This is a genomic window from Pseudomonas sp. Yb2C2 (assembly GCF_052112325.1).
Taxonomy (GTDB): Bacteria; Pseudomonadota; Gammaproteobacteria; order Pseudomonadales; family Pseudomonadaceae; genus Aquipseudomonas; species Aquipseudomonas marginalis.
The window spans coordinates 1-15,655 of record NZ_JAVAJK010000005.1 but is presented as its reverse complement, the minus strand read 5'-3'; the positions used below and the strand labels follow the sequence as shown (position 1 = coordinate 15,655).

Annotated in this window: 16 protein-coding genes; 2 read left to right on the top strand and 14 right to left on the bottom strand. The window is 59.1% G+C overall.

The features are described 5' to 3' along the window. Positions 1-88: 88 nt before the first annotated feature. The 13 genes from Q8X51_RS08155 to Q8X51_RS08095 form a co-directional block, all read right to left on the bottom strand. Complete coding sequence (locus Q8X51_RS08155) at positions 89-856, bottom strand: TerC family protein (protein WP_027608010.1); 768 nt, start codon at positions 854-856, stop codon at positions 89-91. A gap of 68 nt (positions 857-924) precedes the next feature. Then, positions 925-2,232 (bottom strand): CitMHS family transporter, encoded by a 1,308-nt coding sequence (locus Q8X51_RS08150; RefSeq protein WP_003170826.1) that lies wholly within the window; start codon positions 2,230-2,232, stop codon positions 925-927. A gap of 313 nt (positions 2,233-2,545) precedes the next feature. Next, positions 2,546-4,507 carry a DUF7844 domain-containing protein gene (locus Q8X51_RS08145; protein ID WP_407693785.1) on the bottom strand — a complete coding sequence of 654 codons (1,962 nt, stop codon included), beginning with the start codon at positions 4,505-4,507 and terminating at the stop codon, positions 2,546-2,548. Next, on the bottom strand, positions 4,504-4,824 hold the full coding sequence (locus Q8X51_RS08140) for a DUF2388 domain-containing protein (protein ID WP_407693786.1): 321 nt from the start codon (positions 4,822-4,824) through the stop codon (positions 4,504-4,506). The genes Q8X51_RS08145 and Q8X51_RS08140 overlap by 4 nt, the downstream gene beginning before the upstream one ends. Positions 4,825-4,850: 26 nt before the next feature. Further along, positions 4,851-5,159: a DUF2388 domain-containing protein gene (locus Q8X51_RS08135; RefSeq protein ID WP_065926888.1), complete on the bottom strand. Its 309-nt coding sequence runs from the start codon at positions 5,157-5,159 to the stop codon at positions 4,851-4,853. A 103-nt stretch (positions 5,160-5,262) separates the two neighbouring features. Continuing rightward, positions 5,263-5,583, bottom strand: a complete 321-nt coding sequence (locus Q8X51_RS08130) for a DUF2388 domain-containing protein (RefSeq protein WP_137211772.1) — start codon at positions 5,581-5,583, stop codon at positions 5,263-5,265. Between the two features lie 136 nt (positions 5,584-5,719). Further along, the gene (locus tag Q8X51_RS08125) at positions 5,720-5,905 is read right to left on the bottom strand and encodes a DUF1127 domain-containing protein (RefSeq protein WP_027608005.1); all 186 of its coding nucleotides are present in this window, start codon (positions 5,903-5,905) and stop codon (positions 5,720-5,722) included. Between the two features lie 260 nt (positions 5,906-6,165). Beyond that, a complete protein-coding gene (locus tag Q8X51_RS08120; RefSeq protein WP_003187413.1) occupies positions 6,166-6,381 on the bottom strand; it encodes a DUF1127 domain-containing protein in 216 nt (71 codons plus the stop codon). A 318-nt stretch (positions 6,382-6,699) separates the two neighbouring features. Next, on the bottom strand, positions 6,700-8,193 hold the full coding sequence (locus Q8X51_RS08115; RefSeq protein WP_065926874.1) for an acetyl-CoA hydrolase/transferase family protein: 1,494 nt from the start codon (positions 8,191-8,193) through the stop codon (positions 6,700-6,702). A 179-nt stretch (positions 8,194-8,372) separates the two neighbouring features. After that, complete coding sequence (locus Q8X51_RS08110; protein WP_027608003.1) at positions 8,373-9,809, bottom strand: NAD(P)(+) transhydrogenase (Re/Si-specific) subunit beta; 1,437 nt, start codon at positions 9,807-9,809, stop codon at positions 8,373-8,375. Then, positions 9,809-10,129, bottom strand: a complete 321-nt coding sequence (locus Q8X51_RS08105) for an NAD(P) transhydrogenase subunit alpha (RefSeq protein WP_003187417.1) — start codon at positions 10,127-10,129, stop codon at positions 9,809-9,811. The genes Q8X51_RS08110 and Q8X51_RS08105 overlap by 1 nt, the downstream gene beginning before the upstream one ends. A gap of 15 nt (positions 10,130-10,144) precedes the next feature. Further along, a complete protein-coding gene (locus Q8X51_RS08100) occupies positions 10,145-11,266 on the bottom strand; it encodes a Re/Si-specific NAD(P)(+) transhydrogenase subunit alpha (protein ID WP_407693787.1) in 1,122 nt (373 codons plus the stop codon). 452 nt (positions 11,267-11,718) lie between these two features. Then, on the bottom strand, positions 11,719-12,618 hold the full coding sequence (locus Q8X51_RS08095) for a LysR family transcriptional regulator (protein WP_065926876.1): 900 nt from the start codon (positions 12,616-12,618) through the stop codon (positions 11,719-11,721). Between the two features lie 158 nt (positions 12,619-12,776). On the opposite strand from Q8X51_RS08095, the gene Q8X51_RS08090 reads away from it, so the two are divergent. Then, positions 12,777-13,958 (top strand): acyl-CoA dehydrogenase, encoded by a 1,182-nt coding sequence (locus tag Q8X51_RS08090; RefSeq protein WP_407693788.1) that lies wholly within the window; start codon positions 12,777-12,779, stop codon positions 13,956-13,958. A 12-nt stretch (positions 13,959-13,970) separates the two neighbouring features. Then, on the top strand, positions 13,971-15,191 hold the full coding sequence (locus tag Q8X51_RS08085) for a CaiB/BaiF CoA transferase family protein (RefSeq protein WP_065926878.1): 1,221 nt from the start codon (positions 13,971-13,973) through the stop codon (positions 15,189-15,191). Between the two features lie 186 nt (positions 15,192-15,377). On the opposite strand, the gene Q8X51_RS08080 is transcribed toward Q8X51_RS08085, so the two are convergent. Further along, positions 15,378-15,655: hypothetical protein (locus Q8X51_RS08080; protein ID WP_249226991.1), on the bottom strand; the 278-nt coding region annotated here is incomplete at its 5' end.

Genomic DNA, 15,655 nt, shown 5'->3' with positions numbered 1-15,655 from the left:
GGGGATTGAAACAAAACTGTCATGAAATCAGCTTTTTATGCATGAAAAAAAGGGGCTTATAAAAGCCCCTTTTTTGTCTGGCTCGGGTTTATTGACCCGGAATATCCTTGCGCAGTTTCACAGGGTCCTGCTGTTTCTTCTTTTTCGCGATGGCGGTGCGCATCTTGATGTTCACCGCTTCCACCGCCAGCGAGAATGCCATGGCGAAGTAGACGTAGCCTTTTGGCACGTGCACGTCGAAGGATTCGGCGATCAGTACGGTACCCACCACCAGCAGGAACGACAGCGCCAGCATCTTCAGCGACGGGTGCTTGTCGATGAAGTCGCTGATGGTGCCGGCCGCCAGCATCATCACCAATACGGCAACAATGATCGCGGCAACCATGACCGGCACATGGGAGACCATGCCCACGGCGGTGATCACCGAGTCCAGGGAGAAGACGATGTCGATGATCGCGATCTGGATGATGGTGTAGATGAACTTGCCACCGGCGCCCTTGGGTTCGTCGTGGGTTTCGTCTTCACCTTCCAGGGCGTGGTACATCTCCTGGGAGCTTTTCCACAGCAGGAACAGGCCACCGAAGAACAGGATCAGGTCGCGGCCGGAAATGCCTTGGCCGAAGACCACGAACAGGTCGTCGGTCAGGCGCATGACCCAGGTGATCGACAGCAGCAACAGGATTCGCGTGACCATGGCCAATGCCAGGCCGAAGATCCGGGTGCGTGCCTGCATATGCTTGGGCATGCGGCTGACCAGGATCGAAATCATGATGATGTTATCGATGCCCAGGACGATCTCGAGGGCCGTCAGGGTGAAGAAGGCAATCCAGATTTCCGGATTGGTCAGCCATTCCATGTGTATTCCTTTGAGCAAGTGTTAAACCGCGCAAGCTGCAGCGCCGCGCGGTGAGTGAGTCGGTACGATTATAGAGTGCTGAACAGCGGAAAAATCCCCATCAGCAATGCGGCGAACATTATGCACAGGCATACCAGTACTGCCCACTTCAGGGTGAAGCGCTGGTGATCGCCAAATTCGATACCGGCCAGGGCCACCAACAGGTAGGTCGACGGTACCAGCGGGCTGAGCAAGTGCACGGGCTGGCCAACGATCGAGGCGCGGGCCATTTCCACTGCGGTGATGCCGTAATGGCTGGCGGCTTCGGCGAGTACTGGCAGTACGCCATAGTAGAACGCATCGTTGGACATGAAGAAGGTGAACGGCATGCTCACCAGTGCGGTGATCACCGCCAGGTAAGGGCCCATGGCTTCCGGAATGACGGCCAGCAGGCTCTTGGACATGGCATCGACCATGCCGGTGCCCGACAGGATGCCGGTGAAGATCCCTGCGGCGAAGATCAACCCGACCACCGCCAATACGCTGCCGGCGTGGGCGGCGACGCGGTCTTTCTGCTGTTGCAGGCACGGGTAGTTGACGATCATCGCGATACTGAATGCCACCATGAACAGCACCGGCAGCGGCAACAGGCCGGCGATCAGGGTGCACATCAGGGCCAGGGTCAGGGCACCGTTGAACCAGATCAGCTTCGGACGACGGGCGTCCGGGTATTGCGACACGCTGATCTCGCTGTGGTCGATCTCGTCGCCTTGCAGGTGCAGTTCACCCAGGCGCGCCCGTTCGCGCTTGCCGTACATGTAGGCAATCACCAGGATCGCGACCACACCGGCGGCCATCGCCGGGATCATCGGTACGAAAATATCCGAGGGGTCCACGTGCAGCGCACTGGCGGCGCGGGCGGTCGGGCCGCCCCAGGGGGTCATGTTCATCACGCCACCGGCGAGGATGATCAGGCCGGCCATGATCCGCGGGCTCATGCCGATGCGCTGGTACAGCGGCAGCATGGCGGCCACGCAAATCATGTAGGTGGTGGCGCCGTCACCGTCGAGGGACACCACCAGGGCCAGCACGGCGGTGCCGACCGACACCTTCAGCGGGTCGCCCTTGACCATCTTGAGGATCTTGCGCACAGCCGGGTCGAACAGGCCGGAGTCGATCATCAGGGCAAAATAGAGGATGGCGAACATCAGCATCACGCCGGTGGGCGCGAGCTTGGTAATGCCTTCGAGCATCATCGGGCCGATCTTCGGTGCGAAACCGCCGAACAGCGCGAACAGGATAGGCACGATGATCAGGGCGATCAGCGCAGACAGGCGCTTGGTCATGATCAGGAACATGAACGTGATGACCATGGCAAAGCCAAGGAAAGTCAGCATAGGAATACTCCAGGCGTAGCGCGGCTAGGGAATGGCGAACCGGGGTGGGGTCAGCGCAGAACGAAGGGCACGAGGCGTACGGGTGGAGTTGGGGCGAACAGGCGGGTACGGACGGACATCGGGGATCACCATTGTTGTTGTGTACAGCCGGTCTGTTGCCGGCAGTTGGGGGCGATCCTAGACGCGTTAGCTTTCAGCCAGCTTTCGTTGGCAAAACAGTTGGTGGTGGGAAGATGTACGGTCTTCAGGTGTACACATTTCAAATGTGGGAGGGGGCTTGCTCCCACATTGGAATGTGTTTATCCCGTGTACTTCAGGGCAGCTCGAGGCCGCCCGCTGCTTTGTGCAGTTTGCGCAGGTGTTCACCCACCTGCTTGAGGTTGGCTTCACACGCAGCAATTTCGGCCGCGCGGGACGGATCCAGCAGCGCCCTCACCTCTTTATCCAGCTCGCCGGTGAGCGATTGCAGCTGCTTCTGGCGCTCGGCGCTTTCCGATTCCAGGCGCTTGGCTTCCGATGGTTGCGGCAGGCCATAGCCACCGCTGCCCAGCAGTTCTGCGGGACGGCTGAGGAAGCCACTGTTGGCGAGGATCTGCTGCAGTGTGGCGTTGGCTTTCTCCATGCCGCCGTTTTTCAGCTCGCGTGCACCGAGGTAGCGTTGCTTGACTTCGTCCTGGGCCAGCATCAGCTGTTTGCGAAAGCTCGCCTGTTCCAGCAGCAGCAGTGCGGCGCTGGTGCGCAGGTCGGCCTGGTCGAACCACTGGCGGCGCTCTTCGGCGCTGAGGGACAGCCAGTCTTCAACCTGGGTCTGTTTGATCGGCAGGTGTTTGCGCAGCACGTCGAACATGGCCTGGTAGCGTTCTCGGAAGGAGTCGAAGTGATACCCCAGGCGCATGGCCTCGCGTTTGTCGTTGAGTACGCTGGTATCCGCCAGGCCGCGGGCTTGCAGCACTTCCAGCAGGCCATTAGGCGTGATGTTATCCAGGCCGGTCAGCTGGGGGTTGGCGCTGCCGCTGCGCAGCAGTTTCAGGCTTTCGACCGCGCAATTGTTGGACAGGAAGTAATAGTTGCCGTCATAGCTCCAGTGCATTTCAGCGGCGTGCTCGACGGTGTCGTTGATCTCCTGGCGCGACAGTTTCAGCGGCACGGACGCCAGGCCGCGCAGTTCGGTCTTGGTGTATTCGTCGATCACCTGGGCCAGCGGCAACACGAACAGCCGTGACGGGTACTTGCCCACCAGGCCGTCCCAGCTGGACAGCTGTACATCGCCGACGAAGGCGCGGTAGGACAGCACCAGGTGCTGGTCCAGGTCGAGCCGGCAGTCCGGCCCACGGGGGCGGCCCGGCGCGCAGATCACCAGGCGCAACATACTGTGGCCCCAGCGGCTGACCAGGTTCTGGTTGGCTTCGGCCAGCAGGTAGTCGATTTCGTAGACCCGCTCCGGGTCGACGTGGCCCAGGGGTGTCTTGGCGAAATCGTTGCCGGCGTTGAGGAACGCGTAGGTCTTGGCGCAGGTGTCTTGTTCCGGTGGGGCCCAGCCGAAGTGTTCCTTGTAATAGCGGAACAGCGCGGGGCGCCGGCAGGCATAGCTTGGGTCGAGAAGGAAGTACTCCATATTGACCGCTACGAATTCCAGCGGGCTGGTGGTTTCGTAGATATCCGGGCTGCGCGCGACCTGACGGTTGTGTTGTTCGCGCTCACCGCGACGGCCGACATATTGCGGCCAGCCCGCCAGGTCCAGCAGGCGCGGGTCATCGCTGAGGGTGAAGCGTCGGTCATTCTGGCCACGGCATTGATCGGGCAGGCCGATCAGGCCGGTGATGTTGTTCTGGCGGCTGCAACGCTGGATCAGCGCGCGTTCGTCCTTGGGCCACAGGCGCGCACGGTCATAGATGTGGGTCAGTTCATGCAGCACGGTGGCGAGCATTTCCCGGCGCACGGTGCCGTGGGGGCGATTGGTTTTTTGCGTGGCGGCGCTGCCGTCGGTGAGGCCGTCGAGCAGGTTGCGGTTGAGGTCCAACTCGGACACCAGGGAGGCCTGGCCGTAGGCATTTTCGGGCATCTTGTCGGTCCAGCCGACATCGATGCGCCGGTCCAACTGCTCGACGAAGCGCGGTGGCAGCGAGCGCATCGCCTCATCGAGCAATGCCTGGCTGGCCTGCTGTTCGGTCGGGCTCAAGCCATCTGTCTTGAGCCGCAGTTGCAGGCTGGCCTGGGCTGCGCTGGCACACAGCAGCACAGTCCCGGCCAGGAGCCAGGCGACAAGGCGCCTCACAGAGCGAGGATAGCTTCGGCGAGGGTCTGGTCGCTGGCATCGCGCGCTTCCGGCAGGCGGGTGCGCAGGGTGTCGAAGGCGGCTTCCAACTGTGCGCCGCGGATCTCGCCGTTGGTGGCGACGAAACTGGCCGCGTCATCGTGGGCTTCGCGCACGACTTTGGAGTCGCGGATGGAGGTGGTGGTGTCCGAAGTGAAATCAATGGTGCGGCCAGAGGCGCGAACAATGATGTTACTGGTGGCCACCAGGGTATGTGCCTGGGCAGCGTCGGCCAACAACAGCAGGCCAAGGGTGGCGGCGATCAGCGGGCTACGCATGGAATGACTCCGAAATACAAAGATGATTATTGGACGAGAATTGCCTGCGCCAGTTCAAGGTCGCTGGCGTTAAGTTTTGGTTGGGTACGGCGCAGGTAATCCAGCGCGGATTCCAGCCGTGCACCCCGCCATTGGCCGTCAGTGGCGATAAACGCAGCGGCATCAGCCTGGGCAGCCACGACTACTTTCCGGTCGAAAGGCGCTGAGCTCACCTTGCTGGTGGCGTACGCACTCGCGACGGTACCTTGGATGGTCAGGTCAAAGGCCGAAGCCAATGGCGACCAGCTGGCACACAAACACACAGGGACTATTAGCAGGCGGTATGAAAAAGCCATGGGACTCGACAACTGAAAGCGAGCGCCAAGGCTAGCGTAATGCCCGAGCGAGAGCCAGTGCGTCGGCATCGGGGAGCGACGGGCGCTCCCTTTGTCAGCCCACTCAAATAGCCAGGATGGCTTGGGCCAGTTGTGCGTCAGTCGCGGTGTTCAGTTGCGGCGCGTGTTGGCGGATCTGGGCCAGGGCGCTTTCCAGCTTCACCCCACGAATGGCGCCTTCGCTTGCGACGAAGCTGGCTGCGTCGTCACGGGCGGCGCGCACGACCTTGTTATCCCGCAGTGACGAAGTGGCATCGGAGGTGGCGTCGGAAGTAGCCTTCAGTGCGCCGACGATGGAGTCGGTGGTCACAATGAAGCTGGATGCGCTGGCGTTGGTGGCCAGGGCCAGCAGGGCAGCAGCACTCAGCAGGCGAATACGGGACATGGGGTGACTCCTGTAGGTGAACGAATAAGGTGGCGCAGGGCAGCCATTGGGGATCAGACGCCTGTTCTAAACGGTTCGCCACGTTGTGCATGGATATTAAGCCGCTGTTTATCCGTTCGGAAAGCTTCTTGACTGCCTAGTCTCGCCAGAACGGCTTGGACAGCTCGGCCATTCGGTCTCCCGGGCTGATGCCGACATCGGAGAGTTCTCGAAGATCGAGTTGCGCCAGTTGGCGGCGTTCGTAGGCGTGGCGGAGCCATTTGGCCAGCGTGGAAGCTGTCCTGTGTAACAGCCGTTTATAGAGAGAGGGTTGGGTGTCCATGGTGAGCGCCTTCCGTGAGGTCCTGGAACACCATGGTGGGCGAGTTGCTTTGACCGTTACAGATACACCAATACTTAATTGTACTGCTTAACTGTTATATTTTTCTGAACTGTACTGGTTGAGATGAATGGCTTCTGTTTGGCCTGGAACAAGGCTGGCCCCGAAACAACAAAGCCCGCCTCCGGTCTCCCGGGGCGGGCTTTGTTTTGACAAATCAGTGCTGGCTGTGGACCCGGTGGGTCAGGGCCAGCGGGCGTCAATTAACGCCAGAACGGCTTGCTCAGCTCTTCGTAGCGTTGAGCTTCGCTGATACCGGCATCAGCCAGCAGACGCGAATCCAGACGAGCCAGTTGATGGCGGCTGGAGATGCGGCGCTGCCACAACATCAGGTTGGCGAGAACGCGCAAAGGCAGGGAAGCCTGGGTGTTTACAGCTTTTTCTTCGAAGAACAGTTCGGAACTGAGTGTACGTTCCATGATGACATCCTTCCGCTTGTGGCGGGATTAGGTAGTGGTTTAACTGATGCCAATGATCCTCTTCCGGCGCAAGACTCTCTAGATACAGTTCACCTGTATTGTGAGGGGCCAGTTAACTGTTTATAGGCGCTGTACTGTACGGAAATGGGGAAACTGTACCTGTCCGCACTGAAATAGTGCGAAATAGGCATTTTATGATGTGGGGGTGGGAATTTTCGGTAGGAAATGACCGGTACAGCAGTACAGTTTTTTCAAGAAGCGAGGGTTGTGGCATCGAGCTGACGAAACTGTGTTTGCGTCAGCTCGAATCTGTATCAATCAAGCCTTGAGCATATGCCCGGTTTCTTCCAGGTTAATGTGCCAACTCAGTGCTTCGCGCAGGATGTGTGGCGTGTGTCCGCCGATGGCGCAGGCTGTGTTGAAGTAACTGTTCAGCGCATCGCGGTATGCCGGATGCACACAGTTGTCGATGATCACCCGGGCCCGCTCCCGCGGCGCCAGGCCCCGCAAGTCGGCGAGGCCTATTTCGGTGACCAGGATATCGACGTCATGCTCAGTGTGGTCCACATGGCTGACCATCGGCACCACGCTGGAAATCGCGCCGCCCTTGGCAATCGACTTGGTGACGAAGATCGCCAGGTGCGCGTTGCGCGCAAAGTCGCCGGAACCGCCGATGCCGTTCATCATCCGCGTACCGCAGATGTGGGTGGAGTTGACGTTGCCGTAGATGTCGAACTCCAGCGCCGTGTTGATGCCGATAATGCCCAGGCGCCGCACTACTTCAGGGTGATTGGAAATTTCCTGCGGGCGCAGCACCAGCTTGTCTTTGTAGTGCTCCAGGTTGCCGAACACGTCGGCATTGCGCCGCTCCGACAGGGTGATCGAGCTGCCCGAGGCAAAGCTCAGTTTGCCGGCGTCGATCAGGTCGAACGTCGAGTCCTGCAACACTTCCGAATACATGGTCAGGTCTTCGAACGGCGAATCGATCAGGCCGCACATCACTGCGTTGGCAATGTTGCCGATCCCGGCCTGCAGCGGGCCAAGCTTGTTGGTCATGCGCCCGGCGTCCACTTCCTGCTTGAGGAAGTTGATCAGGTGGTTGGCGATGCCCTGGGTGTCGCTGTCGGGTGGTGTCACGGTGGAGGCTGAGTCGGCCTGATTGGTGATCACGATGGCGACGATCTTCTCCGGCGGGATCGGGATCGCGGTGCTGCCGATGCGGTCGTCGACCTTTACCAGCGGGATCGGCGTACGGGTTGGCCGGTAGGTCGGGATATAGATGTCGTGCAGCCCTTCCAGATTCGGGTTGTGTGCCAGGTTGATCTCGACGATCACTTGCTTGGCGAAAATCGCGAAGCTGGCGGAGTTACCCACGGACGTGGTGGGCACGATATGGCCTTGTTCGGTGATCGCAACGGCCTCGATGACGGCAATGTCCGGCAGCTTGAGCTGGTTGTTGCGCAGTTGCTCGACGGTTTCCGACAGGTGCTGATCGATAAACATCACTTCGCCGGCGTTGATCGCCTTGCGCAACGTGCTATCGACCTGGAACGGCATGCGTCGGGACAGCACGCCGGCTTCGGTCAATTGCTTGTCCAGGTCGTTACCCAGGCTGGCGCCGGTCATCAGGGTGATTTTCAGCGGGGACGTCTTGGCGCGTTCGGCCAGGGCGTGGGGGACGGCCTTGGCTTCACCGGCACGGGTGAAGCCGCTCATGCCGACGGTCATGCCGTCCTCGATCAGTGCGGCGGCGTCTGCCGCGCTCATGACCTTGTTCAACAACGAAGGCAAGCGGATACGATCACGGTACATGAATTGTTATCTCAGGCTACGGAAGCAAGGTGGGCAGTGTAGTGATTTCAAAAAGTTTCGGCCCGCTACCATGGTCGAATGCGGGGCAGCGATTTAGAGCCTTTGGTCGGGTTTCATGGGGTAATAAAAAACCCCAGCCTACTGGAGGCCAGGGTTTCGGGTATTGCTCTGGCGCAGTGTTACTCGACGGCCTTGACCATATCTTCGATGACCTTCTTGGCATCACCGAAGACCATCATGGTCTTGTCCAGGTAGAACAGTTCGTTATCCAGCCCGGCGTAACCACTGGCCATCGAACGCTTGTTGACGATGATGGTCTTGGCCTTGAACGCCTCCAGGATCGGCATGCCGGCAATCGGCGAGTTGGGGTCGTTCTTGGCGGCCGGGTTGACCACGTCGTTCGCGCCCAGCACCAGCACCACGTCAGCCTGGCCGAATTCGGAGTTGATATCCTCCATCTCGAACACCTGGTCGTAAGGCACTTCCGCCTCGGCCAGCAGGACGTTCATATGCCCAGGCATACGGCCGGCCACCGGGTGGATCGCGTATTTCACGGTCACGCCACGGTGCGTCAGCTTTTCGGTCAGTTCCTTCAGGGCATGCTGTGCCCGTGCCACTGCCAGGCCATAGCCTGGAACGATGATCACGGTGTCGGCGTTGGTCAGCAGGAAGGTGGCGTCGTCGGCCGAACCGGACTTCACCGGGCGTGCTTCTTTAGAACCCGCTGCAGCACCGGCATCCGGCGCATTGCCGAAACCGCCGAGCAGTACATTAAAGAAGGAGCGGTTCATCGCCTTGCACATGATGTACGACAGGATCGCACCGCTTGAACCCACCAGCGAACCGGCAATGATCAGCATCGAGTTGTTCAGCGAGAAGCCGATGCCCGCCGCGGCCCAGCCGGAGTAGCTGTTGAGCATCGACACAACAACCGGCATATCGGCGCCGCCAATCGGGATGATGATCAGCACGCCGAGCACGAACGCCAATGCCAGCATCAGCGCAAAGGCGGTGAGGTTGCCGGTGAACATGAACGCCAGCCCCAGGCCCAGGGTTGCGAGGCCGAGCACCAGGTTGATCTTGTGCTGGCCGCCAAACTGTACCGGTGCGCCTTGGAACAGGCGGAACTTGTACTTGCCCGACAGCTTGCCGAACGCGATCACCGAACCGGAGAAGGTAATCGCCCCGATGGCCGCGCCGAGGAACAGCTCCAGGCGGTTGCCCGCCGGGATCGCATCGCCCAGGTGTTTGACGATGCCCAGGGACTGCGGCTCGACCACGGCGGCAATCGCGATAAACACCGCGGCCAGGCCGATCATGCTGTGCATGAAGGCGACCAGTTCGGGCATCTTGGTCATTTCTACGCGCTTGGCCATGATCGAGCCGGCGGTGCCGCCGACCAGCAGGCCGACGATCACGTAGCCGATACCGGCGGTGGCCAGCTCAGCGCCGAGCTTATAGATGAGGCCTACGGTCGTGAGTACCGCCAGCGCCATGCCGAGCATGCCGAACAGATTGCCGCGTCGCGACGTAGTGGGATGCGACAGGCCTTTGAGGGCCTGGATAAAGCAGATCGACGCGATCAGGTACAGCGTCGTCACCAGATTCATGCTCATTACTTCGGCGCCTCTTCTTTTACTTTCGGGGCTTTCTTCTTGAACATCTCCAGCATCCTGCGAGTTACCAGGAAACCGCCGAACACGTTCACGGCCGCGAGGGCCACAGCCAGGGTGCCCATGGTCTTGCCCAGTGGCGTAACGGTCAGCGCTGCAGCGAGCATGGCGCCGACAATCACAATCGCTGAAATGGCGTTCGTCACTGCCATCAACGGTGTGTGCAGTGCGGGCGTTACGTTCCAGACCACGTGGTAACCGACATAAATCGCCAGCACAAAGATGATCAGGTTGTAGATACCGGGGGAGATAAGCTCTTCCATCGTCTGAATCCCTGCTTAGGCGTTTTTGCGGATGACTTGGCCGTCGCGGCACATGAGGCACGCGGCGACGATGTCGTCTTCGAGGTTGATTTCAAACTGCCCTTCCTTGTTGAAGACCAGCTTCAGGAAGTCCAGCAGGTTGCGCGCATACAAGGCCGACGCATCGGCGGCGACGGCGCCGGCGAGGTTGGTCGGGCCGCAGATGATTACGCCGTTCTCCACCACCACCTGGTCGGCGACGGTCAGCGGGCAATTGCCGCCCTGGGCGGCAGCGAGGTCAATGACCACCGAGCCGGGCTTCATCTGCGCGACGGTGTCGGCGCTGAGCAGCGTCGGCGCCTTGCGGCCGGGGATCAGGGCGGTGGTGATGACGATGTCGGCCTGCTTGGCGCGTTCGTGCACGGCCAGGGCCTGGCGTTGCATCCAGCTGCTGGGCATCGGGCGCGCGTAGCCGCCGACACCGACGGCGCATTCACGTTCTTCGTCGGTTTCGTAGGGGACGTCGACGAACTTGGCGCCAAGGGATTCGATCTGCTCTTTTACCGCAGGACGCACGTCGGATGCTTCGATCACCGCGCCCAGGCGTTTCGCCGTGGCGATGGCTTGAAGGCCTGCAACACCGGCGCCGAGGATCAGCACGCGCGCGGCTTTGACCGTACCGGCGGCGGTCATGAGCATCGGCATGAAGCGCGGGTAATGATGGGCGGCCAGCAACACGGCTTTATAGCCGGCGATGTTGGCCTGGGAAGACAGCACGTCGAGGCTCTGGGCCCGCGAGGTACGTGGCGCAGCTTCCAGCGCAAAGGCAGTGATGCCTTGCTCGGCCAGCTTGGCAATGGTTTCGTTGCTGAACGGATTGAGCATGCCCACCAACGCGGTGCCGCTTTTGATCAGCGCCAGTTCGCTGTCGCTGGGGGCGACCACCTTGAGAATCAGCTCGGCGCCAAACGCATCGCCGGCACTGCCAATGGTCGCGCCTGCCGCTTCATAGGCACTGTCGACGATGCTGGCCTTGAGGCCTGCGCCGCTTTGAACAGTGATCTTATGGCCCTGGCCGATCAGCTTCTTGATGGTTTCCGGGGTGGCAGCCACCCGCGTTTCACCGGTCTGGGTTTCGAGAGGAACACCAATGTGCACGTCAAATCTCCTGCATGATCTTTTTGCTTTTGATCTTTTTGTAAAAAGGCCAGTGCACCGCGAGTGGCGCAGCTGGGGCGGCCGATCAGCACGATCCCGCTGAAATGACAGCGGGGCGCGGCATTTTGCAGGCGAACTTTACGGCCTTCAAGGGATTATGACGGGTGACGAAAAATTAACTACAAGTCACCCTGTGACTGATTGTCGCAACGGTCTGAAATAACCTCTTTAAATACAGGTGTTTAAAGGGCTTCAGCTGATTCGTGTGTTTTTTTCCATCGTTGATGTGAATAGTCGGGCATTGGCTGATAGGAGTCGCTACAAGCCACGAAAATCATGGCTTTAAGCCTTGTTTCAGACTGACAGGTACAGTCTGCTTAAATGCGACATATACGTACATCTGTAGGCTTGAGATTTAGCTGACTACAAAGTCAGCATGTGAGGCTTGTCCTTTAAATGCTGGGGCTGTAGCGCTGCGATTGGTCTATCAACCAGTCTCTGAACGCGTGCAGTGAGGCGGATTCGACTTTTCTGTCAGGAATCATCAGGTAATAAGCCTTCGAACTGGTCAGCGCCTGCGGGCTTGCGATCACCAGTCGATGCTCATCCAGTTCTCGCTGGATAAGGAATGGCGGGATCAGTGCAATACCCATGTCATGCATGGCGGCTTGAGACAACATCGAGAATAGCTCGTAACGTGGGCCTGTCATGTCGCGGGGCACGTTCAGTTGCTGGGCGTTGAACCATTGGCGCCAGGCGTAAGGGCGGGTGGTCTGCTGCAGCAATGGCAGTTCTGCAATCTCCTGGGGGGTGAATCGCTCAAGTTCGCCCAATAGTCGCGGGCTGCACACGGGGACAGGATTTTCTCCCATGAGCCTGTGGGATTCGGTACCGGACCAATCTGCGTCGCCGAAGTAAATTGCTGCGTCGAATTCCGTATCCGCAAATAGAAAAGGACGCGTGCGGTTAGTCAGGTTTACCGTCACTTCTGGATGCTCTCGTTGAAAGTCCTTGAGGCGAGGGATCAACCATTGCGTACCAAACGTGGGTACTACGGCCAGCTCAATGGTGTTTGCGCCTTGCTGCCCCATGACGGACAGGGTATCGCGCTCCACGGCGTCCAGCTGGGTGGCCACGCGACGGCTGTATGAAAGTCCCGCCTCCGTCAGCTTTACCCCGCGCCGTGAGCGCCGAAACAGCTCGACACTTAAAAACTCTTCCAGGCTGGCGATCTGTCGGCAAATGGCGCCTTGGGTGATGGAAAGCTCATGCGCCGCCTTGGTAAAGCTCTCGTGGCGGGCTGCCGCTTCAAAACTGACGAGGGCGGTGGTGCTGGGAATTTTTCTGCGCATATACCTTGTCCTCACATAAAAAGTGCAGCTGCGCCGCTTGTAGGCGTTACGGAGTGATAAATTATCACAAGCCTATGCTAAAACCTCGTTTGCTCTCCCTGCCTGCCCGGCCTAGGCTCCATGCACGACTTCTGATTTTTCTTTGCGAGGACTTATTCATGGCTGGCAAGGCAAGCTTCAACTGGATCGATCCACTGCTGCTGGATCAACAGCTCACCGAAGAGGAGCGCATGGTGCGCGACAGTGCTGAGCAATTCGCCCAGGACAAGCTGGCGCCGCGTGTGCTCGAAGCCTTTCGCCATGAAAAGACCGACCCGGCGATTTTCCGTGAAATGGGTGAGACCGGTTTGCTGGGGGCGATGATTCCTGAGCAGTACGGGGGCAGTGGTTTGAGTTACGTCGGCTACGGCCTGATTGCGCGTGAGGTTGAGCGCGTCGACTCCGGTTATCGTTCGATGATGAGTGTGCAGTCGTCACTGGTGATGGTGCCTATCAATGAGTTCGGCACCGAAGCGCAAAAGCAGAAGTACTTGCCGAAATTGGCCTCTGGCGAATGGATTGGTTGTTTTGGTTTGACCGAGCCTGACCACGGCTCCGATCCTGGCGCGATGACCACTCGTGCGCGCAAAGTGGATGGCGGCTACAGCCTTACCGGCGCAAAAATGTGGATCACCAATAGCCCGATTGCGGACGTGTTTGTGGTGTGGGCCAAGGACGACGCTGGCGATATTCGTGGGTTTGTTCTGGAGAAAGGCTGGAAAGGCCTGAGTGCGCCGGCGATTCACGGCAAGGTCGGCCTGCGCGCCTCCATCACCGGTGAGATCGTGATGGATAACGTGTTTGTGCCGGAAGAGAACATTTTCCCGGATGTGCGCGGCTTGAAGGGCCCTTTTACCTGCCTCAACTCGGCGCGTTATGGCATCTCCTGGGGGGCTTTGGGTGCTGCCGAGTTCTGTTGGCACACCGCACGCCAGTACACCCTGGATCGCCATCAGTTCGGCCGTCCATTGGCAGCAACTCAATTGATTCAGAAGAAGCTGGCCGATATGCAGACCGAAATCACCCTGGCGCTGCAAGGCTGCCTGCGCCTGGGGCGTATGAAGGAAGAGGGAACGGCTGCGGTTGAAATCACATCGATCATGAAGCGCAACTCATGCGGCAAGTCCCTGGACATCGCGCGTATGGCGCGGGACATGTTGGGTGGCAACGGTATCTCCGACGAGTTCGGGGTGGCGCGTCATCTGGTGAATCTTGAGGTGGTTAACACCTATGAGGGTACCCATGACGTGCACGCCCTGATTCTGGGGCGCGCGCAAACCGGTATTCAGGCGTTCTATTAATAGGAGAACGGCATGGGCGCGCTTTCGCATCTGCGGGTATTGGATTTATCGCGAGTGTTGGCAGGCCCCTGGTCCGGGCAGATCCTTGCGGACCTTGGGGCTGAGGTGATCAAGGTCGAGCGACCTGGTAGCGGTGACGATACGCGCGCCTGGGGGCCGCCCTTCCTTAAAGACGCTGATGGCGAGAACACGAGTGAGGCGGCGTACTACTTGTCGGCTAATCGCAACAAAGAGTCGGTGACGATCGACTTCACGCGGCCGGAGGGACAGCGGCTGGTGCGAGATCTGGCTGCCAAGTCCGACATCTTGATCGAGAACTTCAAGGTGGGTGGCCTGGCGGCGTATGGGCTGGACTACGATTCGCTCAAGAAGGTGAATCCGGAGTTGATCTACTGCTCGATCACTGGCTTCGGTCAGACGGGGCCGTATGCCGCTCGCGCGGGGTATGACTTCATGATCCAGGGGTTGGGTGGGCTGATGAGTCTTACCGGTCGGCCGGAAGGCGATGAGGGGGCCGGGCCGGTGAAGGTGGGGGTGGCGTTGACTGACATTCTCACTGGGCTCTACTCGACGGTGGCGATCCTTGCTGCGCTGGCGCATCGGGATCATGACGGTGGTGGGCAGCATATCGATATGGCGTTGCTTGATGTGCAGGTGGCTTGTCTGGCTAACCAGGCGATGAACTACCTGGCCACGGGAGCGGCGCCAAAACGACTGGGTAATGCTCATCCGAATATCGTGCCTTATCAGGATTTTCCTACGGCCGATGGCGATTTCATACTGACCGTGGGTAATGACGGGCAATTTCGCAAGTTCGCCGAAGTGGCTGGGCAGCCGCAGTGGGCGGATGATCCGCGGTTCTCTACTAATAAGGTGCGGGTAGCCAACCGCGCTGAGCTGATTCCATTGATTCGCCAGGTTACGGTCTTCAAGACTACGGCTGAGTGGGTGTCACAACTGGAGCGGGTTGGTGTGCCTTGTGGGCCGATCAATGACCTAGCCCAGGTGTTTGCCGATCCTCAGGTAAAGGCACGAGGGCTGGCGATACAGCTGCCGCATGCGTTGGCGGGGATGGTGCCGCTGGTGGCCAGTCCGATTCGGTTATCCAAGACGCCTGTGGAGTACCGTACTGCGCCTCCTTTGTTGGGGCAGCATACGGCTCAGGTGCTGCAGGATGTGTTGGGGTTGGGCTCGGCGAATGTGAAGGCTTTGAAAGAAGCGGGAGTTATCTAGGGGCGCTCTTCTATATAGAGGGCGTTTTGGTGGTTTTTTAATCAACTTCGGCAAATTGATAGGAAAACTAAATTAAGTGTTGACGGCAGATCCTGGAAGTCTATAATTCGCCCCACTTCCGGCGCAGTCGAAACGCAAAACTCCTTGGTAAACAAAGAGTTATGCAGAATAAGGCAGCGGATTGCTTCAGTTCATCGAAGCCCAGAAGAAGTTGGTAGGGTCGTGTTGTTTGACGCTATTAACGATTCGATCTTCTCGGTCGAAAGCGGAGAAAAAGAGGTGTTGACAGCAGCGTGTAACGCTGTAGAATTCGCCTCCCGCTGACGAGAGATCGGAGGCGCAAGTGGTTGAAGTTGTTGAAGAAATCTTCGAAAGCTTCTGAAAATAATCACTTGACAGCAAATGAGGCTGCTGTAGAATGCGCGCCTCGGTTGAGACGAAAGCTCTTAACCAACCGCTCTTTA